Genomic DNA, 23904 nt, shown 5'->3' with positions numbered 1-23904 from the left:
GTCGGCAGCTAACAGATTCATGACAGTCAGAGGTCTGATTTCGTCGATAACCCAGCAGGAGGACCTGAATTTCCTGCTGACCAACCGCATCCCCCGGGCGGCCGTGACCCGTTTCATGGGCTGGTTCTCCAAGATCGAGAACCCGGTGGTGCGTGACCTCTCGATCGCCTGCTGGCGGCTGTTCTCCGACCTCGACCTGTCGGAGGCCAAGAAGACCGAATTCAAGAGCTTGCACGACTGTTTCACGCGGGAGTTGCGGCCCGGGCTGCGGCCGTTCGATCCCGACCCCGCGGTCATCGCGAGCCCGTCGGACGCCATCATCGGCGCCCATGGCCGGATCGAGGACTCCAAACTATTTCAGATCAAGGGCGCGCCCTATGCGCTTCTCGACCTGCTCGGCGATCCCGCTCTGGTCGAGCAGCACCGCAACGGCCGCTTCATCACCTTGCGGCTGACCTCGAGCATGTATCACCGGTTCCATGCGCCCGCGGACTGCCGGATCGAGAAGGTCACCTTCATCCATGGCGACGTCTGGAACGTCAATCCGATCGCGCTGAAGCGGGTCGAGCGTCTGTTCTGCAAGAACGAGCGCGCGGTGCTTGAAGCCCACCTCTCCAACGGCGAGCCGCTGACCTTGGTGCCGGTCGCCGCGATCCTGGTCGCGAGCATCCGCCTGCATTTCCTGGATCGCACGCTGAATGCGCAGACCAAGGGCCCGGTCACGTTCCCGTGCGACGCCAGTGCGCACAAGGGCGACGAGCTCGGCTGGTTCGAGCACGGCTCCACCATCATCGTGCTCGCCCCCGATCATTTCGAATTTTGCGATAACGTTACCGACGGCGCCCGCATCCGCGCCGGCGAGCCGCTGCTCAGAAAACCTTCGGCGTAGAGCGCGCTATCTCCCCTCATGGTGAGGAGCGCGTAGCGCGTCTCGAACCATGAGGCCGGTCAATCTCCTCGCGATCCAATCTCGATTTTGCCGCTGGAAGCTCCTATATGCTGCCGACGCGATTCGGCATTCGGGCAATTCGGGAGCAAGGATGGCACGGGCGCCTGTTCTGGCGGCGGGAGGCATTGTGCTGCGGCGGCAAGCGACGCCGCTGATCGCGGTCGTGCGCCTGCGCAAGCGGAACGAATGGGTGCTGCCCAAAGGCAAGCTCGACGACGGCGAGACGCCGCGCGCGGCCGCCGAGCGCGAGGTGCTGGAAGAGACCGGGCATGAGGTGTCCGTGCACGAATTCCTGGGCACGCTGGTCTACGATTCCGGCGGCCGCTACAAGGTCGTGCATTACTGGCGCATGGAAGCGGGCGACGAGCAGGCTTGCGAATTGATGTATGACATCAAGGCGGTCGACTGGCTGCCGCTTGACGAAGCTCTCGAGCGGCTGTCGCGCGATCATGAGCGTGCGTTCCTCGAGAATGTCGGTCCGATCGCGCTGCAGGCCGCGGCCCTCAGCGAAGCCACGCGACGCAAGGCGGCCAAGCCGGCAACGCGGCGGCCCCGTCGCACAGTCACGCCGCCTTCGGTCAGCGAACCGACAACTGTGCCCGAGCCCGCGCAGCTCGATGCGCCCATCGCGCAGGAGGAGCCGCTCTCTGCCACCGAGGCGGTGGAGCCCGCGATGTCGGCTCCAGCGCCCGAGGCCGAGCTCGAGCCGTCGTTTGCGCCTGACATCGAGCCTGTTGTCATCGATGCCCACCGTCCGCGCAGGAATTTCATCGAGCGCGTCAGGGACTGGCTCCGCCGCGCAGCCTGAGCGCGCCAAAACTCTCTCCACACGAACCGCGCCGCAGCCCGGGTGGACCGTCAGCGTAACCCGGGACCGCTCGTAAACGTTGCCGCAGATGTCCCAGGTTACGCGTTCGCTGCACCCGGGCTGAGTTCCGAGCGGAATTTCAATCGCCGCGCCGTTCTTTCCTGCCGTCTCTCAATGGAAATTGCCGTCGTGGTTGCACCGTGGGGCGGTTCAGCAATCCGGGGCGTTGCACGCCGGGTGCTCCCTGCCTGAGTCCGCCGCGTTGCGGTTGTCCTTGGCGGATCGATGGCGGTTGACCAACGCGCTGCGGCGCGCGTGGCTGTCCGCCCTGCTGCGGAGCTCCTTGCTGTCCGCTACGCGGCAAGGCGGCGCCGCCGGGCTGACCGGGCAGTACGTGCTGGTCGCCGCGCGACGGCCGCGCCTGCTGCGGCGAGCCCGGTCGCTGCTGCAAGCCCTGCCGGCCGGGCCCGCCGGGTTGCTGCCGGCCCGGCAACATGTTCTGCCGCTGCGGACCCGGCCGGAACGGCTGGCCGCGGTTCGGATAGGGCACGCCGGGATTGGCGCGGCGGAACGCGCGCTGCTCGTTGACGAGCTGCCGCCCGAAATTCTGCGTGGTGTAGAGCTGGCGGACGAAGCCGCGGTCGCGCTGGATCTGCAGCGCCGACATCGTCAGCGGCACCGCGGCGAAACGCGCACCACCAACTCCGTCGGGCCGGATCGTGAAACCGCTGGCGCCGCGCGTCAGCGTGCCGAGTTGTGCACCGCCGCGGTCATTGATCTCGATCCGGCCAACGCGGCCGTCGGCGTCCGGATAGAGTTTGATGGCAACGTTGTTGGACGTCGCGGTCGCGCCCTCGGGCACCTCGACCAGGCCGGTGGTGCCGCGAATGCCGAGCGTCGCGGTCGGCGTCGATATCCGCATGTCGCCGGTCTTGGCGACGCCAGCGGCAACGAAGGCGAGCGTGCCCTTGGCGACGTCGAACATCCCGGCATTCTGCTTGCCGCCTTCGTCATAGACATAGCGGTCGATCGTGATCCTGGCGCTCGCCGACAGCTTGAACGTCGTGGCATCGTTGAAGGTGATGCCGAGCGTCGACTTCGCCCGTGTCTCCACGACGTCGCCGGCAAAGATGTCGTCCCTGATCTGCAGCGCCGTCGTCGCGTTGTTGCGCGTGACACTGGCGCTGCCGGCGAGATCGGCGACATTGCCGATCGGCTCGGCGGGTCGCTGCGCATCTGTCGCCGGTGCTGCGGGAGTCGGAATGGCCTGTGCGGCGGGAGTCTGTGAGGGAGGAGTCGGCAAAGACTGCGCCTGCGCGAACTGCATCGAGTCGGCTGTGGTCGGCGAACTGGGCGCGCCGCTCAACAACAATCCGATCGCAAGCAGAAGCGCGAATGAGAGACGGCGCTGTGCCACAAGAGATTCCCGGTGAGGCCACGACAGGCGAGGGCGGCAATATCAGCCGCGCCGGGCTGAACGTCGGATGAATAGGTGCGCCATGTCTCAGCCCTGATTCCGGGGCGCGACGAAGTCGCGAGCTATGACGTGCAAGTGCACATCAGAGAATCCATTGGACCACGGGCGCGAGCGGAGAAATGGATTCCGGGTTCGTCTTTCGGACGCCCCGGAATGACACGGTGCCTCGTCAGCTCACGCGCTTCCAGGTCTGGCCGCCGCAGAACATGCCGCCGAAGGCGCAGCCCTGGACGCGCAGCGCATTTGCACCCTTCATCGCGATCGTCGAGTCGTAGTTGCGGCCGCTGTGGGATCATGGATGCGGCCGGCGGCCATGCGCATCCACCCTGCGTTACCTCTCACCGGACTCTCGCCAGCCGCAAGCGCGACCGCTGCCGCGGATTTCATTACCGACAATTCATGTTCGGCGTGCCTCACGCATGGCAGGCCTCACGCCTCCCCATCTTCCGTCCGGTTCCGCGTGTGGCAGTATGCCGCGGATTTCCGGAGCAGCGCAGCCTCGTCGCGCGCCGAACCAGCGACAGCGCACATAACGATAACCAAGAAAAGTGCCCGATACCGATCTCTCCCAGACACTGACCTTCCGCTGCCCCGCGGAATTGGAGGGGGTGCTGCCACCGCCGATCCGGGCCGCGCTCGGGCTGCCGGACTGGCTGAAGACGATGCCGGCGCAGGCCTTCAACGCGCTCAACCTGCGCGAAGAGAACACCGTCAAGCGCTGTCCGCCCTTTGTCGATGCCATGACCTCAGGCTTCCTGATCCCGCTGATGTGCGATGTCAGATTCGAGAACGGCGAGATCACCTGGGACAACGAGCTGCCGCCGGGCGGCTCGGTCAGCTTCGTGCGGTCGCCGATCGGATTTCATGATGCGAGCCAGGTGATTGGCTCGCCCTTGTTCGAGGCCGATCGCTTCCTGATCAAATTCCACAATCTCTGGACGATCGAAGCGCCGGAAGGCTACGCGGTGCTCTTTACGCATCCGTTCAATCGCCCCGACCTGCCGTTCACCACGCTGACGGGCCTCGTCGATTGCGATCGCTATCACGACAACTGGATTCACTTTCCCGCTTACTGGCACGACGTGAATTTCTGCGGCGTGCTGCCGAAGGGCACGCCGATCGCGCAATGCATTCCGGTGAGGCGCGAGAACTGGACGGCGCGCACCGTGGCGTTCACATCAGAAGAGACGCAGCGGGCGCACGACCTCACCACCCGCATCGATCGCGAACCCGGCCTCTACCGACGCCAGTTTCGCGCGTGAGCCAGGCTGGGGGCACGCGCCCGAACCGCTGCCGCTGACGTCATCCACTCGGGATGGGCGGCGCTCGCACCTCGCGATTGCGAGGTCACGGCACGCGAACTACCGATAGAGCTACGCCATTTAGATCCCGCGCGAGCCATTCTGCCCGCGGTAGCGGAATCCGCCCGACGTCGGGCTTGTCAACGCAGGATCATTCTGCTCAGTATGACCGAAATTGTGCTGCGCAACAGGCGCTAGCGCTAGAGTAGACGCAAGCGAGGAAACAAAAAATGCTCAAAATAACGAGGGTCATTGCCCTGGCCCTGCCGATGCTCGGTGGTGCCGCCTACGCGCAGGAGACCATCAAGATCGGCTACATCGATCCTCTCTCCGGAGGCGGCGCCAGTGTCGGCGAAGGCGGGTTGAAGACGTTCCAATATCTGGCCGATGAGCTGAACGCCAAGGGCGGTATTCTCGGCCACAAGGTCGAGATCATACCGCTCGACAACAAGACCAATCCGCAGGAAAGCCTCATCCAGGCCCAGAAGGCGATCGATGCAGGCGCCCACTACATCACCCAGGGCAACGGCTCCTCCGTCGGCGCGGCGCTGGCGGACTTCGTGACCAAGCACAACACGCGCAACCCCGGCAAGGAAGTGCTCTACTTCAACTATGCCGCGGTCGATCCGAGCATGACCAACGAGAAGTGCAGCTTCTGGCACTTCCGCTGGGATGCCAACTCGGACATCAAGATGGAAGCGTTGACCAACTACATGAAGGGCAATGCGGCCATCAAGAAAGTCTACCTGATCAACCAGGACTATTCGTTCGGCCAGTCGGTTCGGACCCAGGCGCGCAAGATGCTCGGCGAAAAGCGGCCCGATATCCAGGTCGTCGGCGACGAATTGCACCCGCTGCTCAAGGTCACCGACTTCTCGCCCTATGTCGCCAAGATCAAGGCCTCGGGCGCCGATAGCGTGGTGACCGGCAATTGGGGACAGGACTTCGCGCTGCTGCTCAAGGCGGCCGCCGATGCCGGGCTCAAGGTCAACTGGTACACCTATTATGCCGGCGGCGCCGGTGGCCCGACTGCGATCAAGCAGACCGGTCTCGATCATCAGGTATTCCAGATCAGCGAAGGCATCCCGAACTCCGACAACCCGGCAGCGATGGAATTCGAGAAGGCGTTCCGCGCCAAGGTCGGCCTGTCGCTCTGGTATCCGCGCGCGGTGAACGAGATGCGCATGTTCAAGGCCGCCGCCGAGAAAGCCAACTCGATCGATCCGGTGAAGGTCGCCGCCGCGCTCGAGGACCTGAAGTTCGATGTTCTCGATGGCGGCAGCGGCGTGATGCGCAAGGACGACCATCAGTTCTTCCAGCCGATCTACATCTCCTCGTTCGGCACCCGCAGCGAGAAGGAGCCGTTCGACGAGGAGAACACCGGCTGGGGCTGGCGGCTGGCGGCAAAGATCGACACGCCACAGACCATGCTGCCGACCACCTGCAAGATGACGCGGCCGTGATAGGCGCATCCGTCCCGTTCCGATATCGGAGCGGGACGGACGTTTGCGCCGCTGGCTGTTTGCCGGAGTGAATGGGGGCCTTCGAGTCTCTGCCCAGCGATCACGCTGGGGCAGATGCTAATGGATGAACCGTGCTTGAGCTGATCGTGATTTCCACGCTCAATGGCGTCCTGTTCGGGATGCTGTTGTTCCTGTTGTCCAGCGGCCTGACCGTGATCTTCAGCATGATGGGCGTGCTCAATTTCGCCCACGCCAGTTTCTACATGCTGGGCGCGTTCTTCGGCTATCAGCTCACGAAGTGGATCGGGTTCTGGCCTGCGCTGGTGCTGGCGCCGTTACTGGTGGGTGCGGTCGGCATGGCGGTCGAGCGTTACGGACTGCGCAACACCCACAAGCACGGACATGTCGCCGAATTGCTTTTGACGTTCGGGCTCGCCTTCGCCATCGAGGAAATCGTCTCGATGATCTGGGGCAAGAGCCCGGTGGACTATCGGGTGCCGGCGGCGCTCGACTTTCCGGCCTTCACGATTTTCTCCACCAACTATCCCGCCTACAAGATTTTCATGCTGGCGATTTCGGTGCTGATCTTCGTCGCGCTGTTGATCGCGCTCAAGCGCACCCGGGTCGGCCTCATCGTGCAGGCGGCGCTGACGCATCCCCACATGGTCGGGCATCTCGGCCATAATGTCGGGCAGGTGTTCATGCTGGTGTTCGGCGTCGGCAGCGCGCTTGCTGGTCTCGCCGGCGTCATCGCCGGTCCGGCGCTGGTGACGCAATCCGATATGGCCGCTCTTCTTGGCCCCATTCTGTTCGTCGTGATCGTCTTCGGCGGGCTCGGCTCGTTGCCGGGCGCATTCATCGCCTCGCTCTTCATCGGGCTGGTGCAGACCTTTGCGGTGGCGCTGAACGGCTCGCTCGCCAGCACGTTCGGGCCGCTGGATCCAAGCATCGGGCCTTCGGTCCTCACCGATATCTGGAATGTCACCATCGCCCAGATCGCGCCGGTTCTGCCCTATGTGCTGCTGGTGGTCATCCTGATCGTCCGTCCCATGGGCCTGCTCGGGACGCGCGAAACATGACCAGCACCGTGACCTCCGCGTCTGATATCGCTCCGAAGCCATCCGGCCAAAACCTGCGCTTCTACGGCCTGTGGGTGATCGCCGCGATCGCGCTCGTCGTATTGCCGTTGATCTTCTCCTCCGGCGGCTCGCTCACTTCCTTCAGTCTGATCGGCATCGCGATCATCTTCGCGCTGTCCTACAACATCCTCCTTGGCGAGACCGGGCTGTTGTCGTTCGGCCATGCGGTTCATTACGGCCTCGGCGGCTTTGCTGCCGTCCACGTCATGAACGCCGTCGCAGCGCGCGGCTGGCCGATCCCGCTCCCGCTGATTCCGCTGGTCGGCGGCATCGGCGGCCTCGTCTTCGCGCTCCTGATCGGCTGGGTGATGACCCGCCGCGCCGGCACAGTGTTCGCGATGATTTCGCTCGGCATCGGCGAACTGGTCGGATCCTCCTCGCTGATCCTGCGCAGCGTGTTCGGCGGTGAATCCGGGATCAGCACCGATCGCACGGCGCTGCCGCACATCTTCGGCTGGACCTTCGGCCCGCAAATCCAGGTCTATTATCTGATCGCATTCTGGGTGCTGGTCTCGGCGATGGCGATGTACGCGCTCACCCGCACGCCGCTGGGGCGCATCTGCAACGCGGTCCGCGACAATCCCGGGCGGGTCGAGTTCATCGGTTACGATCCTCACGTCGTCCGCTATCTCGCCTACAGCTTTGCCGGCTTCTTTGCCGGCATCGCCGGTGGTCTTGCCGCCATCAATTTCGAGATCGCGAACTCCGCCTATCTCGGCGCGGTGCAGTCCGGCATGGTGCTGTTCGCGACCTTCATCGGCGGCGCTTCCTATTTCTTCGGTCCGATCCTGGGCGCCATCCTCGTGACCTATCTGCAACTCGGGCTGACCAGCCTGACCAGCGTGTGGCAGCTTTATTTCGGTATCATCTTCATCGGCATCGTGATGTTCGCGCCGGGCGGCATCGCCGGCCTCCTGATGATGCACCGGCCGCTGATCCGCGCGGGGACCCTCGGCATGGTGATCCCGTCCTATCTGGTCGCGGCGCTGCCGACGCTGGCACTGGCCTGCGGCGTGATCCTGTCGATCGAGACCGTGGCGCGTTACACGGTCACCGGCGGCGAAGGCAACATCGTCAAGCTGCTCGGCATTCCCTTCAACACCACTGCGCCTGCGACCTGGGGCATAGCGGCCGTCCTCGTCGTCGGCGGCTTCATCGTCGCCCGCATCACCTGGCGGCGCATCGCTGAGGCCTGGGACCGTGCCGCCAGCATCGCCCGTGACCGGGGGTATCTCGCGTGACGCCAGCCATCGAAGTTCGTGCCGTCGAAAAGCACTTCGGCAATGTGAGCATCATCAAGGACCTCAATCTGAGCGTCGCGCAGGGGGAGCGCCACGCCATCATCGGTCCGAACGGCGCCGGCAAGTCTACGACATTCAACCTGATCAGCGGCTATCTCAGCCCGAGTTCGGGTGAGATCCGGCTGAATGGCAATGTGATTTCAGGATTGCGGCCGTTCGAGATCAATCGGCGCGGCCTGTCGCGTTCGTTCCAGGTGACCAACGTATTCGCCCGCATGACGGTGTGGGAGAATGTCCGCTGCGCCGTGCTCTGGGCCACTGGCCATCGTTACGCATTCTGGAAGAATGTGGACGACCTGCCGGAGGTGCGGCGACGCACCGCCGAGATCCTGGAGGATATTCACCTAAGCCATCGCCGCGACGTCCCGGCGGGACTGCTCACCTATGCCGAACAGCGCGAACTCGAGATCGGCATCACCATCGCGGGCGGCGCCAATGTCATCATGCTGGACGAGCCGACCGCGGGCATGAGCCACGCGGAAACCGAACGCGCCGTCGCCTTGATCCGCCGCCTCACCGAGGGGCGTACGCTCGTGATCGTCGAGCACGACATGAGCGTGGTGTTCGGCCTTGCCGACCGCATCTCGGTCCTGGTCTACGGCCATATCATCGCCTCCGGCACGCCCGAGGAGATCCGGGCCAACCCGAAGGTCAAGGAAGCCTATCTCGGCGAAGAGGCGCATTGATGCTCGAGGTCAGGGATCTGCACGCCTATTACGGCAAGAGCCATATCCTGCAGGGGGTCGATCTCGACATCGCAGCCGGGGAGGTGGTGAGCCTGCTTGGCCGCAACGGCGTCGGCCGTTCCACCACCGTCAAGGCGATCATGGGCGAGGTGGCGCCGCAGGGGACCATCCGTTTCAAGGGCCAGGACATTGCCGGGCTGCCGAGCCACAAGATCGCGCGCTTAGGCCTCGGCTATGTGCCGGAACATCGCGACATCTTCCCCGGGCTGACAGTCCGCCAGAATCTCCTGCTCGGCATCAAGAACACGCGTCGGCCCGGCAAATGGCGACTGCAGGACATGCTCGACATGTTCCCCAACCTCGCGGCGCGCGCCGATACGCCCGCCGGTGTGCTGTCCGGCGGTGAGAAGCAGATGCTGACGACCTGCCGGACGCTGATGGGAGACCCCGAGCTCATCATGATCGATGAGCCCACCGAAGGTCTGGCCCCGCTGATCGTGCAGCAGGTCGGTGACCTGATCGCGCATATCGCGAAGGCGGGCGTTGCCATCCTGCTGGTCGAGCAGAAGCTGTCCATCGCGCTCAGGATTTCGCACCGGGTCTACATCATGGGCCATGGCCGGATCGTGTTCGAAGGCACGCCGGACGAGCTCAGGGCCAACGAAGCCGTCCGCAAGGAATGGCTTGAGGTGTAGTAGCTCCCGGCCGGTCAGTGGACGGATGTCTTCGACAGAAGGTTCAGAACCAGGACGCCGGCCACGATCAGGCCCATCCCGACAAAACCCGCAAAATCGGGGCGCTGTCCATAGATCGCCCACGCAATGAGCGCGACCAATACGATACCGCCGCCCGCCCAAACAGCGTAGGCGATCCCGAGCGGTATGCGATCAAGGGTTTTGGCGAGTAACACGAAGGCCACAGCGTAGCCAATTACCACCAACAGAGAAGGGCCCAGCCTGGTGAATCCCGCGGAGGCTTTCATCGCGCTCGTTGCGACAACCTCGACAACAATAGCGAGCGCGAGGACCGCGTAGGGGGGCATTCCAAACCTCCATTCATCCGGAGGCACCCAATGATCAGAAATCCCTCCAATCGTCACGTTCACTGTTGCGTGAGTGCCGCTGCTGCGTCTTGCCCGCGCGAGGATGGCATCGGGTGTGTGTCATATGTGCCGCACTGTGAAGCTATTCCTCAAACCGGTCCGATCTGCCGCACTGCCGTCGCATTCCGTCGTGCATGGTCGGGAGGAGCGCAGGTTACCGCCTGGTTCATTCTAAGTTGGGGAGAAGTACCGTGAAGAAGATCTTGATTGCAGTGGGCGCGACCTTCGCCCTGGTGACCGCCGCCAGCGCGGCCGACCTTCCGCGCCGTGAGCCCGTGCCCGCCTATCCGGCGGCTCCGATCGGCAAGATGCCGATTGGCAAGACCCCGGTCGGGAAGACCCCCGTCGGCAAGACGCCTATCGTCGCGCCGCGTTACTGATTCGGCTCTCGTTGAATCCTGAGCTTTATCGTCGACGGTTAAGGGGGCAAAGCGTGGTAAACAGCCTGACGAGATCAGGACGATGCTTACTTGCGGGATTAGCTCTCGCTGTTTTGCTCCCAACCACAATCCAATCGGCTTCTGCTCAGGAGGAGGCCTACAAGCGCACCGCCAACGCGAATGCGCTTGTTTCCAATGACGCGGTCACAGAATCGCAACCGGCGCCGCGGTCGACACGTAAGTCGGCGTCGAGATCCGAAAAGGGTCCATACTACGTTGATTTCAGGGCCCGAACGGCGGCGAGCTGGGGGCACGCTTTCGTCTGGTATGGGAAGACGAGCGAGCGGGCGGTCGAGGTTGCGGGCCTGACCCCTGCGGGAGAGACCTTTGCCTATGTCCTCGGTCATTTGACCTTGGTGCCAGCAGAGACCGGGGCAAGCTATGGCGATCTTGATCCGGACTACCTGACCGCGAATTACCGGGTTTACCTGAATGAGGCGGACGCACAACGCGTGTTTGCATACATCAAGAAATTGCAGGCGAATTCACCGGTCTGGAATGCTGAAACATTCAATTGCACCGGGTTTATCGGTGAAATCGCCAGTTTCATGGGATTGAAAGTTCCTCACCGCTGGCAGCGTCCTGAGGAGTACGTCAACAATCTCAAGGCGATGAATGGCGGGCGCCAGATCGTCCGTCTGGCGCCAGAAGAATAGCACGCGCTCGCCGTTGGCCTCAGCTTTCAGGCGGATCGGTTTTTGATCGCTCCGACGATGGCCGTGAGGATCGCACCACCTGCGCCGCCACCGACTAGCTGGGCAATGATTGACCCAATGTCGAAATTCCCGCTCTGGATCGATGTGGCGATCGCCGGCCATACGAGCGTGATGATCTGACCCAGAACACCGCCGCCGACGAGGCCGGCGATCGTGTTGCCCAGCGTGCCCAAATCGAAGTTCGGGGACCCCTTTCCCACCGCGTTTCCGCCGATCGCACCCGCGACCAGATTGATAAGAATCTGCTCCACGAAATCCTCCCTTAAGTGCTGCGCAGAACGATTTTTAGTTGTTCAGATGCAGAGCTAGAGCGCTTTCGAGCGAAGTGGATGGCCGTTCGCGTGAAGGAAACGCATCAAAAGACGAATCCAGAGCTCGGTTCAGATTCAACCAGAACCGAAGCCCTAGAGCATGATCCGGAAAAGTGGAGACCGGTTTGCCTTCGCGACAAACGCGAAGCGTTTGCGCGGAGATCATGCTCAAACAAAGAGCTAGAGCGGGATGACGATTCGAAGAAAAGTCACCACGCTCTCACGTCTAAACAGTGCGGCCCCTGATTGCCCGCCACAGGAAGATGATGATGCAGGCGCCGATGAATCCGGCGATCAAATAGCCGATCCATCCGCCGAGCGCGATGCCAAACAGGCCGAGCAGCCAGTTTGCCAACGCGGCGCCAACGATACCAAGGATGATGTTCATCAGAATGCCGGTGCCGGACTTCATGAACATCTCGGCGAACCAACCGGCCAAGCCACCAATTATGATTGCTGCAATCCAGCCAATCTCTGCTTCGGGCATCTGGATACTCCCCGTGATTGTAGGCCGATGCTATCACAACGCCCCGCCGATTCGCTGGTACAAACGTGTGTGCGTTGCACAGGAGTCATGCGCATTCCTGCCGACCGCTGTGCGGCGCGGCCGGCCGGGATTACGGCTGTGGACACGGTGCAATCGGCAGCGAAGCTAAAACCTCGCCCGCGCCAGCACGCGGAACGTGCGACCCTGGCCCGGCGAGATGTTGTTGTTGCCATCGGCGGTCGCCCAGTAGCCCGTGTTGAAGATGTTCTCGACATTGAGCTGGGCGCTCCACGTCTCGTCGATCTTTGCAAACAGGCCCGCATCAAAACGCCAGAAGCCCGGCAGCCGCACGGTATCGTCGGACGAAGCAAATGAATCCGAGAAGTAAATGATGCCGAGAGAAGCGGCCCATCGCTGATCGATCTGATATTTGTTCCACCAGGCGAACTGATTGAAGGGCACGAGCTGTACGCGATTGCCGGGCACGATCGTTGGCGAGGTCGCGCTGGTGACGCGCGCGTCGGTATAGGCGTAGCCGAAAACTGTTTGCCAATCGGGCGTTATGTAACCCGTGACCGCAGTCTCGAACCCGCGGATCTGGTTGGCGCCGTTGGCGAAGAAGAACCCGGGGTTGTTGGGATCGGCAATCGGCACATTCGTACGATTGAGTTCATACAGGGCCGCCGTGAACAGCAGCTTGGGCTGGATGTTCCATTTGACCCCGACCTCGGTGTTCTCGAATTTCTGCGGCTGCAAGATTAGCGTCCCAGGGCTCAGCGCGCTGAACTGATCTCCGGACGCAGGCAAGAAAGAGGTGCTGTAGGCGGTATAGACGGAAAGGTTGTCGATCGGCTTCACGATAACTGCAACGCGCGGAGAGACCTTCTCATCGACCCTGCTGCGGTTGATGTTGGTATTGAAATCGAACGCTGACAGGTCAAAGCTGTCGTAGCGTGCGCCGAGGAAGAATTGCAGCCAACGGGTCGCCTCGATCTGGTCCTGCACATAGCCTGAGGCGATATTCAGCCGGTACTTGCTGTTGGCGTCGCTCGGAAGGTGGGTGAACAGCACCGGTCCGAAATAGGTCGGGTTGAATGGATTGACGACATCGAAAGCCCTGTTCCCGTTGTTCGGGAAGATGCCGGAGTCGCGCCTGGACAGGCCGGTCTCTCGACCGAATTCGGTGCCGAACGCGATCGTATGAAAGACCGGCCCCGTCGCCGTCTTGTAGATGAAGTCGGTTTGGTTGAAGACGTTCTCGCGGGGGGTGTCGTTCTGGTACGCGTTGAGCGACACCTGCGTAAGATCCGGGGTCACTGCGCCGCCGCCTGGACCGCCGCCGGTGCCACCGGGATAGACGTTGCGATAGCCACGGTTGTAGCCGGCGTAGAGCGTAGAGTTCTTTGCCGTCAGTCCGTTGCCGAAATCATGCTCGATCACGGCAATGCCGGTCTGCACGTCGACCCTTGCCTGGTTGTAGATTGGGCTGCCGTAGAACGTCGTCAAATCGCCATTGGGCGCGAACGGTACCGTCGGGTTGAAGCGCGTGGCGCCGCCTGGAATACCGAGCGACGGGTTACCGCGATCCGCAAGGCGCTCATCGTGGTAGTATTCGTAGCTCAGCTTGATCTTGGTGTCGTCGGTCGGCTTCAGCGTCACGGTCGGATTGAAACCATATCGCTCGAAGTGACCATAGTCGCGGAACGTATCGCTGTTCTCGTAGAAAGTGTTCAGCCGTACGGCGACGTTCTCGTTCACGGCCTGTCCCGCGTCGAGTGACACGCGCCTGTCGTTGTAGGAGCCGGTCTGCGCCGCCGCCTGGTAAATTCTCGTGCCATCCGCCTCCTTCAGCGTCCGGTTCACGAGACCGCCGCCGGCGCCGCGTCCGAAGGTCAGTGCGCTCGGCCCTTTCAGCACCTCGACGCTCTGGGCGTTGTAGAGGTCGCGGAAATACTGCACATCGTCGCGGAAGCCATTGACATAAAAGTTCGCGCTGGTGTCCACACCGCGAATGACAAGCTCGTCGCGGTTGCCCTCGCCCTGGTGGATGGCCACGCCGGGAACGTAGCGCGTCACATCGGTCAGGGTCTGAAATCCTTGGTCCTGGATGAACTCCTTGGTCACGACGCTGACGGACTGCGGGATGTCGATCAAAGGCGTGTTCGTCTTCGTGGCGACCGACGTGCTGTTGGCATAGACGCCGACCGTGCCAGTGCGAGCGTCCTGGCTGGGGCCGAAACTGGGCGCCGGGGGCGGGCTCGCGGCCGGCGCGGTTTCGTTCCGGCGTGCGGCTTGGGTCCGCCGCGTTCGTCCTGCGCTCGTGGAACTGCGCGCGGCCGGCGACGCAGGACGTCGCCGCGTCTCTGGCGGGTCGACTGTAACTGCAGGCAGAGAGGATGCTCCCCCTTGGCCCGGTGCTGTCTGTGCCTGTGCGTCCGCTGCGCCGATGGACAGACAGAACGCGACATAGCTGGCCGACGCGAATAGCCGAAGCCTCGCCTGCGATACTCTCATCATGTTTCTCTACGCCCCAATAATCTTGTTGGCCGCGAGCTTCATGGCGCGCGGCGACCAACACTTAAACACGAGGCGAACGGTGCAATTCCACCTCCGAAATTTTGAATCGTTCGAAGTTGCGTTGGCGAGGAGTGCGAAAAGAAATAAGAACTATTCTAAGATAACAACCGAGCGCTGCGCGTCACAGTTTGTGCGCCTGAAATCGCCTTCTGGTCCAAACCATCCGCATCGAGGAGGCGCCGAGCTTGAGCTCGTTGCACCTCAAAGCGAGCCGAGCGTGCTAGCAACGCTCCTGCGCTGAGGAGTATCAGACGCCCTCGTAGACCAGCCGGGTGAACAGGGCCGGCGTGATCAGGAACTGGCCCCATTTCGCGTCGAACTGCTCGGTTGGCTTGGCTACGATAGTCTCTTCGAGCGCGCGGCCCGAATGCTTGAGCGTTGCGACCTTCTCTCTGATGGCGACGAGCATGTCACGATAGGCGATCAGCTCGTCCTTGTTGCTCACGGCGCTGGCACGGTCGGGCAGGTTGTGGCCGGCGATGACGATGGTGTTGCTTCCGGCGGCGGCTATGTTCTGCTCGGCCGCCTTGATCATCCCGTCGATATTGCCGCCGGTCGAATAGTCGATGAACGGATAGATGCCGTTCCAATAGGTGTCCCCACAATGCAGGATGTCAGCCTCGGCGAAGCTGACCGAGATGTCGCTGTCCGTATGCGCGGGGTCATAGTGCTTCAGATTGAGCGTGGAGCGGTTGATGCTGATGCGCTTTTCCGAAGAGAACACCTCGGTCGGCACCGCGGCCAAGGGCGGAGAAGGAAACGTGTAGTCCCAATCCTCCACTCTCTGAGTGGACAGCAGATGTTTGTGTGTGTTCTCGTGAGCCAGGATGGCGGCCCCTTCCTCGTTGAGCCACTGATTGCCGTCGGTGTGGTCGAAGTGCCAGTGGGTGTTGATCAGGTGCTTGATCGGATCGCGGCTTAGGCTGTTGACAGCCTCCAGGATGCGCGGTCGCGTCGCGGTAATGCCGGCATCGACGAACAGCTTGCCGTCCTCGCCGGTGAGAACGGCGATATTGCCGCCGGAGCCTTCGATGACCGTCACATTGCCGCGCAGCTTGTGGACCTCGATGGGCATCGTCGCGGCTGCGTCACGGATCGTATCAACGATGTTGCGCGCCTCCGCGAAGGCTTCAGCGGGCCTCAACCAACCACGACTGGTGGCGACGCCGGCGGCGACGGCACAGCATACGCAGAAGCCGCGCCGTGAGAGGATCTGCGAGGTGAGCGGGGACATGATAACTCCTTCGGTTGAACTCGATGGATGTCTTGAAGCTCATCTTCGTCGCCCGATCGTGAGCCACTCACAGGCGACGGTCATGCTACAGGCCCAGCTCGCTCAGACCGGTAGCCAGGATCATCATGCTTACTCCGAAAGTGAACGCTGCGATTTTCTGAATGCACGACATCAGAGACTGTGCTCGTTAGACGCGCCCGCCCGCTTCGCCTTTTGAGCCCCCAACGGACGTTTCGGCTATCAGTTCGGTCGAATAGGCCGCGCCCGGCACGACATGCAACCTCTTTTGGCTGGGCGCGAGATCGTGTACCCTGCTTTCCTAGAGCTGCCTTTCGAGACGGGATTTGCCGACGTCTCCGCTAGAGCCGAATGGGCAGCGAAACATGCTGTCGGCAGGCATCGCACGCTCCTAAAACCGACAATCCTTTTATGCCGGTCTCTCACTGAGCATTTGCACTGCGCACGACCGCGCGGCGGTGATTGCGCTGAAACTGCCATTTCGACCCAAAGGAGAGAGCGCCATGAGACCGAATTTGGGAACGTTCGTCACAGCGCTGTTGGCGAGCACCTTCGCCACCGCGGCCTGGGCGCAAGGACTTGGCCGCGTGCACTTCGAGACCTCGTGTACGCCGCAGGCGCAAGAGAAATTCGATCGCGGCCTGGCGATGGTGCATTCATTCTTTTATCCGGACAGCATCCAGGTTTTCACCGAAGCGGCGACCGCCGATCCGCAATGTGCGATTGCGTACTGGGGCATCGCCATAAGCAGCCGTCCCAATCCATTGATCCTGCCGCTCACCGCCGCCGCTTTGAAGAATGGATGGGAGGCGGTGGAGAAGGGCAAGGCGATCGGTGCCAAGACCGAGCGCGAGCGCGACTGGCTCAACGCGATCGAGGTTTACTACAAGGACTTTGACAAAGTCGATCAAACCAAGCGCGGGCTTGCCTACGAAAAGGCGATGGAAGCGCTGATGCAGAAATATCCGGATGATCCGGAGGCGGCCGTTTTTTATGCGCTCGCCCTCAACGAGACGGCCCTGCACAGCGACAAGACCTTTGCCAATCAGCTCAAGGCCGGCACGATCCTCGAAAAGGTCGAGGCCAAACTGCCGGAGCACCCGGGCGTGCTGCACTACCTGATCCACACCTACGATTATCCGACGCTAGCGCAGCGCGGTCTTGATGCCGCCAACAGATATGCCGAGGTCGCCCCCGCGTCTCAGCATGCCCAGCACATGCCTTCGCACACCTATTCCATGCTCGGGATGTGGACGCAATCGGTCGCATCGAACACGAAATCGCTCGCGCTCGCCGAAGCGCAAGCCGCGAAGCTCTGGCCTGGGGCGGCACATCCAGGTCAGCCGCACCATCTGGATTTCATGGAGTACGCCCTGCTGCAGATGGGACAGGAGGGACCGGCGAAGCAGCTACGCGACGAGAGCAATGCGATAAAGAAGCTCGGGTTTGACTATCTCGCCAGCTATACCGCTCTTGCGGCGGTGCCGGCGCGCTTTGCGTTGGAACGTCAGGCATGGACGGAAGCGGCAGTGCTCGAGCCGAGAGGCAGCCAATTTCCACAGGCCGAGGCCATCACCTATTTTGCCCGCGCCATGGGATCGGCCCGCAGCGGCGACCTTGCCGCCGCCGAGCGCGATGTCGCCAAACTTAAGGAGCTTCACGCTGCGCTGGACAACGCAAGTCAGTCCTATTGGGCGGGCCAAGTCGAAATCCAGATGTTGGCGGTATCGGCTTGGCTTGCGCAAGCCAAGGGCGAGAAGGAGATGTCGCTGAAGCTGATGCGAACGGCGGCGGACCTGGAGGATGACAGCGAAAAGCACATCGCGATGGAGAACCGACTCTATCCGATGCGGGAATTGTTGGGCGATCTGCTGATTCAACAGCAGCAACCGGGAGCAGCGCTGACGGAGTACGAGACGTCGCTGGTGTCGGCGCCCAATCGGCTTCGCGGCTTGTACGGTGCAGCCACCGCGGCGAAGGCCATAAATCAGCCGGAGAAAGCCGCGCGGTATTACCGCAAGCTTGCCGAGATGACGAAAGACGCGGACACGGATCGGGTGGAAATCAGCGAGGCCAAGGCATCCATGATGCAGCAGTGAAAATAACGAGGTTGCCGCGCACAGATGTGCGGCAACCGGCTAACCGGCATGATGACCATGATGCGATCAATCCTAATCGCCGCCGTGATGGGCGTGATGACCGCAGTGGCGGCGGCGTACATCCTGACCGCATCCGGTCGGCACGATCAGGTCGCGGCTGCTCGTGGAGACGACGCCAAGTCCGCGGCGGCGATCGCGGTCGACGCCTGGCCGATCTGCTCGACGATGGGATCGATGGTGGAGACCGCGGATTGGGCGGTGCTCGATCCGGATTTCGCGGCGGGGAAACGAGCGATCGCCGCCGGCGAATGGGATGAAGCAATCAAAGCGCTTACATCAGCTGCGCTCCGTGATGACCGCAATGCCGACATTCAGAACTACCTTGGTTACGCCTATCGGCGCCTGCGGCAGTTCGATCCGGCAATCCGGCATTATCAGCAGGCTCTGGCGTTAAATCCCCGGCATCGCAGCGCACATGAACATTTGGGCGAAGCCTACTTGACGCAAGGTGATGCTGCCAAAGCCAATGAGCATCTCGCGGCTCTGGAACGAATCTGCCTGATACAATGCAACGAATATGACGATTTGAAGCGCATCATTGCAACGTACGACAAAGTCGCGAAACGCTGATCGACTTCGATTCGTTCGCGGCCCGCAACGGCCGAAGTGCTAAAAAAGAGACATTCCGTCCACGCGCACAGGGGAAGCAGCCATGGCGTCGATCTCGGCAATTGCCAAGGATTTCTTTGCCGCTTGCGAAACTGGAAAGGGCTGGGAGATCTGCAAGATCTACTGTGCCCCAGATGCGAGTTTCGCCGCTCAGGCGGAACCGCTAGCCGATATCAAGACTCTTGCGGAATATACTGACTGGATGAAGGGGGTAATGACCACCTTGCCGGACGGCAGCTATCAGGTGAAATCCTTCGCCACCGACACCGAACGGAACAACGTCGCAGCCTATGCCGTCTTTTCGGGCACCCATACCGGTCCCGGTGGTCCATGTGAGCCGACCGGCAAAAAGACGAATTCGGACTACGTCTACGTGATGCAATTTACTGGCGACAAGATCAGCCATATGACGAAGATATGGCATTCAGGCATGGCGCTGAAGGAACTGGGCTGGGTTTGAGCGGCCGCGTTCCCGTGATCGCGACGCTGCACTTAGGACGCAACAGGTCTGGTTCGGCTAAGCAGGCTTTCCGCCTTAGCCCGTCAAAAATTTCGCGGCGGCGCTGGGGCGCAGGAAGAAGCGGCCGTGCGAGGCGGCGGCGAGCGACATGATTGCGCGACCCATCATGTCCGGCCTGCCGCGTGCGGCTTCGCGCAGGCTTGCCTCGCCGGCGGCGCGTTCATTCATCTCCATCAGGCAGATGCCGAGGTTGGCGCGCGTTGGCGTATCATCCGGGCGCAGCGCGAGCGCGCGGCGGAAGACATCGACGGCCGCGGCGTAGTCACCGTCCAGCACCATCACGCGCGCGAGTTCGGCCAGCACGTCGGGGCGCGCAGCCGCCGTCTGCTGCAGCAACGCGCGCGCCTCGGCACGCTTGTTGCGGCCGATGTAAAGGGTTGCCAAACGAAGTTGCAGCTCGACGATTCCAGGCGCGAGCGCAAGACCCTGTTCGAGCGCGGCGATCGCCTCGTCGATCTTTCCGCCCGATGCGAGCTGGCCGGCATATTCAAGGAAAGCCGGCGGGAAGGCAGGCCGTCGCGTGATCGCTTTGCGCAGGAGAGCAAGCGCGTCGTCGCGCCGGCCGGTGGCCGCAAACGCCGCCGCAAGCAGGGTCTCGGCTGCGGGGTCGTCGCCGCGACGCGAGGCCTTCTGCAGCGGAGTGATCGCCTCATCGAAGCGGTTCTGCAGCATCAGCGCGCGGCCAAGCAGCGCCGCGGCCGCCACGTTGCCGCGGTTCGCCTTGAACACCGCTGCCGCCAATCTCTCGGCCTCGTCGGGCCGCTGCATCTGCAGTGCCAACGCGGCGCGTTGCAACGTCTGGTCGGCGACGCCGGGTCGTTCAGTCTTTGAAGACAAGTGAGATCTTCGGTCGTTGTAATTATATCACAAGTGCCACGCATGTCTTACACGCAAATGCGTTGTTATCAAACTGTTACATGCAGACTCCAGATTGCCGCGCACTGCAGGTTTCAGGGGACTGGTGGTGAAAGTTGAATTGTTGAGCCATGCGAGCAAGCTCGCATTGGTTGTTGCTGCGTCGTCTATTGCGTTTGGTTCTGCCTTAGCTGCAAGCTTCAGTGTGCCACCGGACGATCCGGCGACCGCGAAGACGGTCTCGAATAACGATACTGGTTTTGTCGCAGATGGAAGCACGCTCTCGGTCATCGGGACGGCGATCGCATGGACCACCGGGCTTGCTTCGCCCGGCGTGGTCATCACCAACGACGGCACGATTTCCGCGACGTCGCGCGGCATCGATACGTCCAACAGCGCGATCAGTGGCAACTTCACGCTGATCAACAACAAGGATGCGCTGTTCACTTCGTCCAACGATGCGTTCCGGATCCAGAGCGGTCTCACCAGCGGAGCGGTCAAGGTCGACAATTTCGGGACCATCCAGTCGACGAACAACGGTCGCGTGTTCGACTTCAACTCGGTGACTTCGAACGCGGCGGTGTTCTCGATCACCAACCAAGCCGGTGGCACGCTCAAGGCGACCGGCAATGACGTGATGCGCATCGGCGGGGGCACCACCACCATCACCAATTCCGGATTGATCGACGCCTCGGCCCGCGCGATCCGGGCGACCACCAATCTCGACAACGTCACGTCGCTCACGATCATCAACAATGCCGGCGCGACCATCCAGTCGGTCGACGACGCCATCCAGATCAACGGCTCCGGCAGCGGACTCAGCGACACCGATTTGAGCACAAGGGCGTCGTTCTCGATCGATAATGCCGGCACCATCAAGTCGGCGACGGGGCAGGCGCTCGACTTCGACAACCTGACCTCGACCGCCGCGACGGTCACGATCACCAACCGCGCCAGCGGTCTCATCACCGCTGACAATGCCGACGCGATGCGGCCGGGCCAGAATTTCACGGTCTACAATTACGGCCAGATCGTCGCCAATTCGGCGCCGGAGCCGACGGACCGCCCTGGCTCCGATGGTATCGACCTGCAGGAGGGACATAGCGGCACCGTCTACAACTACGCGGGCGGCCTGATCTCGGGCGCCAAGAATGGCACCGCAGGCGGCCTTGGCAGCAACATCACGGTCTACAACTACGCCGGCGCCACCATCATTGGCCGCGACGGCGCCGGTGTCGGATCCGGCGGCGATGCCGTGGTGACCAACTACGGTACCATCACGGGCGCGATCGATACCACGTCGGCGCGCGGCGACGGCGACGGCATCGATGTCGACTTCGCGCTCACGTTGACGAACTACGGCACCATCCAGGGCACGGGCGCGAAAGGCGCGGATGATGGCCTCCGCTTCAACAACAGCGAAGGCCTTGCGATCGGCGGCGGCGCGATCCGCAACTATGGCACCATTTCGGGGGCCGCTGCGGGTATCGTCGTCAACAATGATTCCAACCCCGATGGTTCGCGCAGCGGATCGTCCGCACTTGATCTGATCAACTATGCCGGCGGCATAATTGTCGGCAACAACAGCTATGCAATCCGTTCCGAGAACAAGACCGGTACCGCCGCCGACAAGGACACCATCGTCAACTACGGCACCATCATCGGCAATGGCACGATCCCGGACCCGAACGGAACGACGCTGCTGCAGAACGGCAATCCCGATCCCGGTTCGGTCGGCACGCTCAATGGCGTGACCTATACCGGCACCGGCTCGACCCGCTTCATTCGCGGCGACGGCGCGGCGATCCAGACCGGCGAGGGCGATGACGTTCTCTCCAACTACGGCGTGATCATCGGCAATTCCGGCCGTGCCATCAGCATGGAAGGCGGCAACGACACGCTCAATCTGTACGGCGGCTCGAGCATCGTCGGCCGGATCGACGGCGGCGTCGGCACCAACACCATCAACCTGTTCGGCCCGGGTTCGGGCACGCTGTCGAACGTTATCAACTTCCAGGCGTTGAACGTGCAGGGCGGCAGGTGGACCATCACCGACGCACAGACCTATCAGAACGGCACCGGCGTGTTCGCCGGCGCCACCTTGCTGGTGAACGGCGCGCTGGCCAGCGACGTCACGGTCAATAATGGTGGCACGCTCAGCGGCATCGGCAGCGTCGGGAACACCGCGGTCAGCGGCGGCGTCCTCGCCCCGGGCACGACGACGTCAGGCACGCTGACGGTGCGGGGCAACCTCAGCTTCACGGCGGCTTCGATCTATCTGGTGCAGGTCGACGGAGCGGGCACCGGTCGAACCAACGTCACCGGCACTGCGACACCGGGCGGCGCGGCGGTGAATGTGTCTTTGCTCAGTTCGTCCCTGCAGAAGCACTACACGATCCTAAACGCGAGCGGCGGCGTCAGCGGTACCTTTGGCTCATCAGTCGCGACGAACCTGCCTTCGGTCAGCGGCGGCCTGAACTATGACGCCAACAACGTCTATCTGGACCTGGCGCTCAACTTTGCGCCCAACTCCGGCCTCAACATCAATCAGGCCAGGCTGGCGAACGTGCTGACCGGCTTCTTCAACGCCGGCGGCAGCATCCCCGTCGCTTTCGGCGGCCTGACGCCGGCTGGGTTGACGCAGGCCTCAGGCGAGACGTCGACCGGCTCGCAGCAGACCACCTTCAACGCGATGAACATGTTCATGGGGATCATGACAGATCCCACCATCGCCGGACGTGGCGACAACGTATCTCCATCGCCCGGCGCTGCGCAGTTCGCCGATGATGATTCCGAGAGCGCCAACGCCTATGCGCCGGCGCGGAAGCCGCGATCGCGCGCCGAACGCGATGCCTATACCGCCGTGTATCGGAAGGCGCCGCCGCCGGTGCAGGCCTTGCAACGCTGGAGTGTCTGGGCGTCCGGCTTCGGCGGCTCGCAGACGACCGACGGCAACGCCGCGCTTGGATCGAACAACACGTCCAGCCGCATCTACGGCGCGGCTGTTGGGGCCGACTACCGGATCGCACCGAACACGCTCGTAGGCTTCACGCTCGCCGGCGGTGGCACCAATTTCTCGGTCGCCAATTCGCTCGGCAGCGGTCGCTCCGACCTGTTTCAGGCTGGCGTCTTCGCGCGCCACGATGTCGGTGCGGCCTATGTCCTGGGCGCGCTCGCCTATGGCTGGCAGGACATCACGACCGATCGCACCGTGATCGGCGCCGGCCTCGATCGATTGCACGCTGAGTTCAATGCCACTGCTTACTCGGGCCGCGTCGAGGGCGGCTATCGGCTGCTGACGCCGTGGATCGGAGCGGTCACGCCCTATGCCGCCGCACAGTTCACGACGTTCGATCTGCCGGCCTATACGGAACAGGTCGTGGCCGGCGTCGGTGCGTTCGCGTTGGCCTACGGCGCCAAGACCGTCACCGCGCCGCGCAGCGAATTGGGCGTGCGAACCGACAAGTCCTTCGCGATACCGGATGCGGTCCTCACCTTGCGCGGCCGCCTTGCCTGGGCGCATGATTTCAACACCGATCGCAATGTCGCAGCGACCTTCCAGACGCTGCCCGGCGCGTCCTTTGTCGTAGGCGGCGCGGCGCTGGCGCATGATGCCGCGCTCACCACCGCGTCTGCCGAATTGAACTGGATGAACGGCTGGTCGGCAGCCGCGACCTTCGAGGGCGAGTTCTCCGACGTTACGCGCTCCTACGCCGGCAAGGGCGTCGTGCGTTATAGCTGGTAGCAATCAA

At 62.5% G+C, this 23904-nt stretch carries 21 protein-coding genes and 1 pseudogene; 14 read left to right on the top strand and 8 right to left on the bottom strand.

The annotated features are described in order from the left end of the window. Nucleotides 1-19 precede the first annotated feature (19 nt). Together asd and ACZXDY_RS06380 are read left to right on the top strand one after the other, a co-directional pair. On the top strand, nucleotides 20-889 hold the full coding sequence (asd, locus tag ACZXDY_RS06385) for an archaetidylserine decarboxylase (protein WP_464344892.1): 870 nt from the start codon (nucleotides 20-22) through the stop codon (nucleotides 887-889). Nucleotides 890-1040: 151 nt separating this feature from the next. Further along, a complete protein-coding gene (locus ACZXDY_RS06380; protein WP_464344891.1) occupies nucleotides 1041-1757 on the top strand; it encodes an NUDIX hydrolase in 717 nt (238 codons plus the stop codon). A gap of 139 nt (nucleotides 1758-1896) precedes the next feature. Here ACZXDY_RS06380 and ACZXDY_RS06375 read toward each other — a convergent pair whose 3' ends face one another. Both ACZXDY_RS06375 and ACZXDY_RS06370 read right to left on the bottom strand, forming a co-directional pair. Beyond that, nucleotides 1897-3174, bottom strand: coding sequence for a FecR family protein (locus ACZXDY_RS06375; RefSeq protein ID WP_464344890.1), 1278 nt, complete (start codon nucleotides 3172-3174; stop codon nucleotides 1897-1899). Nucleotides 3175-3403: 229 nt separating this feature from the next. After that, nucleotides 3404-3543: pseudogene (locus ACZXDY_RS06370) on the bottom strand (DUF2147 domain-containing protein); the annotation flags it as partial. A gap of 239 nt (nucleotides 3544-3782) precedes the next feature. Here ACZXDY_RS06370 and ACZXDY_RS06365 point away from each other — a divergent pair. The 6 genes from ACZXDY_RS06365 to ACZXDY_RS06340 all read left to right on the top strand — a co-directional run bounded on the left by ACZXDY_RS06365 (nucleotide 3783) and on the right by ACZXDY_RS06340 (nucleotide 9819). Continuing rightward, on the top strand, nucleotides 3783-4496 hold the full coding sequence (locus ACZXDY_RS06365; protein WP_028168100.1) for a hypothetical protein: 714 nt from the start codon (nucleotides 3783-3785) through the stop codon (nucleotides 4494-4496). 269 nt (nucleotides 4497-4765) lie between these two features. After that, nucleotides 4766-5998 (top strand): branched-chain amino acid ABC transporter substrate-binding protein, encoded by a 1233-nt coding sequence (locus ACZXDY_RS06360; RefSeq protein ID WP_464344889.1) that lies wholly within the window; start codon nucleotides 4766-4768, stop codon nucleotides 5996-5998. A gap of 131 nt (nucleotides 5999-6129) precedes the next feature. Continuing rightward, on the top strand, nucleotides 6130-7077 hold the full coding sequence (locus ACZXDY_RS06355) for a branched-chain amino acid ABC transporter permease (RefSeq protein WP_028168098.1): 948 nt from the start codon (nucleotides 6130-6132) through the stop codon (nucleotides 7075-7077). Then, entirely contained in the window at nucleotides 7074-8378 is a 1305-nt protein-coding gene (locus ACZXDY_RS06350; RefSeq protein WP_464344888.1) for a branched-chain amino acid ABC transporter permease, read from the top strand. Before ACZXDY_RS06355 ends, ACZXDY_RS06350 begins: the two co-directional genes overlap by 4 nt. Continuing rightward, nucleotides 8375-9124 (top strand): ABC transporter ATP-binding protein, encoded by a 750-nt coding sequence (locus ACZXDY_RS06345; protein ID WP_028168096.1) that lies wholly within the window; start codon nucleotides 8375-8377, stop codon nucleotides 9122-9124. The genes ACZXDY_RS06350 and ACZXDY_RS06345 overlap by 4 nt, the downstream gene beginning before the upstream one ends. After that, on the top strand, nucleotides 9124-9819 hold the full coding sequence (locus ACZXDY_RS06340; protein ID WP_028168095.1) for an ABC transporter ATP-binding protein: 696 nt from the start codon (nucleotides 9124-9126) through the stop codon (nucleotides 9817-9819). The genes ACZXDY_RS06345 and ACZXDY_RS06340 overlap by 1 nt, the downstream gene beginning before the upstream one ends. 14 nt (nucleotides 9820-9833) lie before the next feature. Here the strand turns inward: ACZXDY_RS06340 and ACZXDY_RS06335 are convergent, their stop codons facing one another. Then, nucleotides 9834-10166, bottom strand: a complete 333-nt coding sequence (locus tag ACZXDY_RS06335; RefSeq protein WP_028168094.1) for an SMR family transporter — start codon at nucleotides 10164-10166, stop codon at nucleotides 9834-9836. Nucleotides 10167-10417: 251 nt separating this feature from the next. On the opposite strand from ACZXDY_RS06335, the gene ACZXDY_RS06330 reads away from it, so the two are divergent. Both ACZXDY_RS06330 and ACZXDY_RS06325 read left to right on the top strand, forming a co-directional pair. After that, a complete protein-coding gene (locus ACZXDY_RS06330; protein WP_464344887.1) occupies nucleotides 10418-10606 on the top strand; it encodes a hypothetical protein in 189 nt (62 codons plus the stop codon). A gap of 53 nt (nucleotides 10607-10659) precedes the next feature. Beyond that, nucleotides 10660-11322, top strand: a complete 663-nt coding sequence (locus ACZXDY_RS06325; protein WP_035692188.1) for a hypothetical protein — start codon at nucleotides 10660-10662, stop codon at nucleotides 11320-11322. 26 nt (nucleotides 11323-11348) lie between these two features. On the opposite strand, the gene ACZXDY_RS06320 is transcribed toward ACZXDY_RS06325, so the two are convergent. The 4 genes from ACZXDY_RS06320 to ACZXDY_RS06305 form a co-directional block, all read right to left on the bottom strand. Beyond that, on the bottom strand, nucleotides 11349-11633 hold the full coding sequence (locus ACZXDY_RS06320; protein ID WP_464344886.1) for a hypothetical protein: 285 nt from the start codon (nucleotides 11631-11633) through the stop codon (nucleotides 11349-11351). Nucleotides 11634-11919: 286 nt separating this feature from the next. Continuing rightward, nucleotides 11920-12180 carry a GlsB/YeaQ/YmgE family stress response membrane protein gene (locus ACZXDY_RS06315; protein ID WP_028168090.1) on the bottom strand — a complete coding sequence of 87 codons (261 nt, stop codon included), beginning with the start codon at nucleotides 12178-12180 and terminating at the stop codon, nucleotides 11920-11922. Nucleotides 12181-12345: 165 nt separating this feature from the next. Further along, nucleotides 12346-14334 carry a TonB-dependent receptor gene (locus ACZXDY_RS06310; RefSeq protein WP_464344885.1) on the bottom strand — a complete coding sequence of 663 codons (1989 nt, stop codon included), beginning with the start codon at nucleotides 14332-14334 and terminating at the stop codon, nucleotides 12346-12348. 670 nt (nucleotides 14335-15004) lie between these two features. Beyond that, complete coding sequence (locus tag ACZXDY_RS06305; protein WP_464344884.1) at nucleotides 15005-15991, bottom strand: MBL fold metallo-hydrolase; 987 nt, start codon at nucleotides 15989-15991, stop codon at nucleotides 15005-15007. Nucleotides 15992-16512: 521 nt separating this feature from the next. Between ACZXDY_RS06305 and ACZXDY_RS06300 the strand changes: the two genes are divergently transcribed. From ACZXDY_RS06300 to ACZXDY_RS06290, 3 genes are all read left to right on the top strand, one after another. Then, entirely contained in the window at nucleotides 16513-18108 is a 1596-nt protein-coding gene (locus tag ACZXDY_RS06300; protein ID WP_464344883.1) for a hypothetical protein, read from the top strand. An 87-nt stretch (nucleotides 18109-18195) separates the two neighbouring features. Further along, nucleotides 18196-18738: a tetratricopeptide repeat protein gene (locus ACZXDY_RS06295; RefSeq protein WP_464344882.1), complete on the top strand. Its 543-nt coding sequence runs from the start codon at nucleotides 18196-18198 to the stop codon at nucleotides 18736-18738. An 82-nt stretch (nucleotides 18739-18820) separates the two neighbouring features. Further along, entirely contained in the window at nucleotides 18821-19237 is a 417-nt protein-coding gene (locus ACZXDY_RS06290; protein WP_464344881.1) for an ester cyclase, read from the top strand. A 75-nt stretch (nucleotides 19238-19312) separates the two neighbouring features. On the opposite strand, the gene ACZXDY_RS06285 is transcribed toward ACZXDY_RS06290, so the two are convergent. After that, nucleotides 19313-20077 carry a tetratricopeptide repeat protein gene (locus ACZXDY_RS06285; RefSeq protein ID WP_464344906.1) on the bottom strand — a complete coding sequence of 255 codons (765 nt, stop codon included), beginning with the start codon at nucleotides 20075-20077 and terminating at the stop codon, nucleotides 19313-19315. Nucleotides 20078-20357: 280 nt separating this feature from the next. On the opposite strand from ACZXDY_RS06285, the gene ACZXDY_RS06280 reads away from it, so the two are divergent. Further along, nucleotides 20358-23897, top strand: coding sequence for an autotransporter domain-containing protein (locus ACZXDY_RS06280; RefSeq protein WP_464344880.1), 3540 nt, complete (start codon nucleotides 20358-20360; stop codon nucleotides 23895-23897). Nucleotides 23898-23904 lie beyond the last annotated feature (7 nt).

The sequence above is a fragment of the Bradyrhizobium sp. LeoB3 genome (genome assembly GCF_055456055.1).
The sequence above is the reverse complement of the archived record's forward strand: the minus strand, read 5'-3'. Positions and strand labels throughout refer to the sequence as shown.

Coding starts and splice junctions, on each gene's coding strand:
- asd (WP_464344892.1), top strand. CDS start 20: ATGACAGTCAGAGGTCTGATTTCGTCGATAACCCAGCAGGAGGACCTG.
- ACZXDY_RS06380 (WP_464344891.1), top strand. CDS start 1,041: ATGGCACGGGCGCCTGTTCTGGCGGCGGGAGGCATTGTGCTGCGGCGG.
- ACZXDY_RS06360 (WP_464344889.1), top strand. CDS start 4,766: ATGCTCAAAATAACGAGGGTCATTGCCCTGGCCCTGCCGATGCTCGGT.
- ACZXDY_RS06350 (WP_464344888.1), top strand. CDS start 7,074: ATGACCAGCACCGTGACCTCCGCGTCTGATATCGCTCCGAAGCCATCC.
- ACZXDY_RS06340 (WP_028168095.1), top strand. CDS start 9,124: ATGCTCGAGGTCAGGGATCTGCACGCCTATTACGGCAAGAGCCATATC.
- ACZXDY_RS06335 (WP_028168094.1), bottom strand. CDS start 10,166: ATGCCCCCCTACGCGGTCCTCGCGCTCGCTATTGTTGTCGAGGTTGTC.
- ACZXDY_RS06315 (WP_028168090.1), bottom strand. CDS start 12,180: ATGCCCGAAGCAGAGATTGGCTGGATTGCAGCAATCATAATTGGTGGC.
- ACZXDY_RS06305 (WP_464344884.1), bottom strand. CDS start 15,991: ATGTCCCCGCTCACCTCGCAGATCCTCTCACGGCGCGGCTTCTGCGTA.
- ACZXDY_RS06300 (WP_464344883.1), top strand. CDS start 16,513: ATGAGACCGAATTTGGGAACGTTCGTCACAGCGCTGTTGGCGAGCACC.
- ACZXDY_RS06295 (WP_464344882.1), top strand. CDS start 18,196: ATGGGCGTGATGACCGCAGTGGCGGCGGCGTACATCCTGACCGCATCC.
- ACZXDY_RS06290 (WP_464344881.1), top strand. CDS start 18,821: ATGGCGTCGATCTCGGCAATTGCCAAGGATTTCTTTGCCGCTTGCGAA.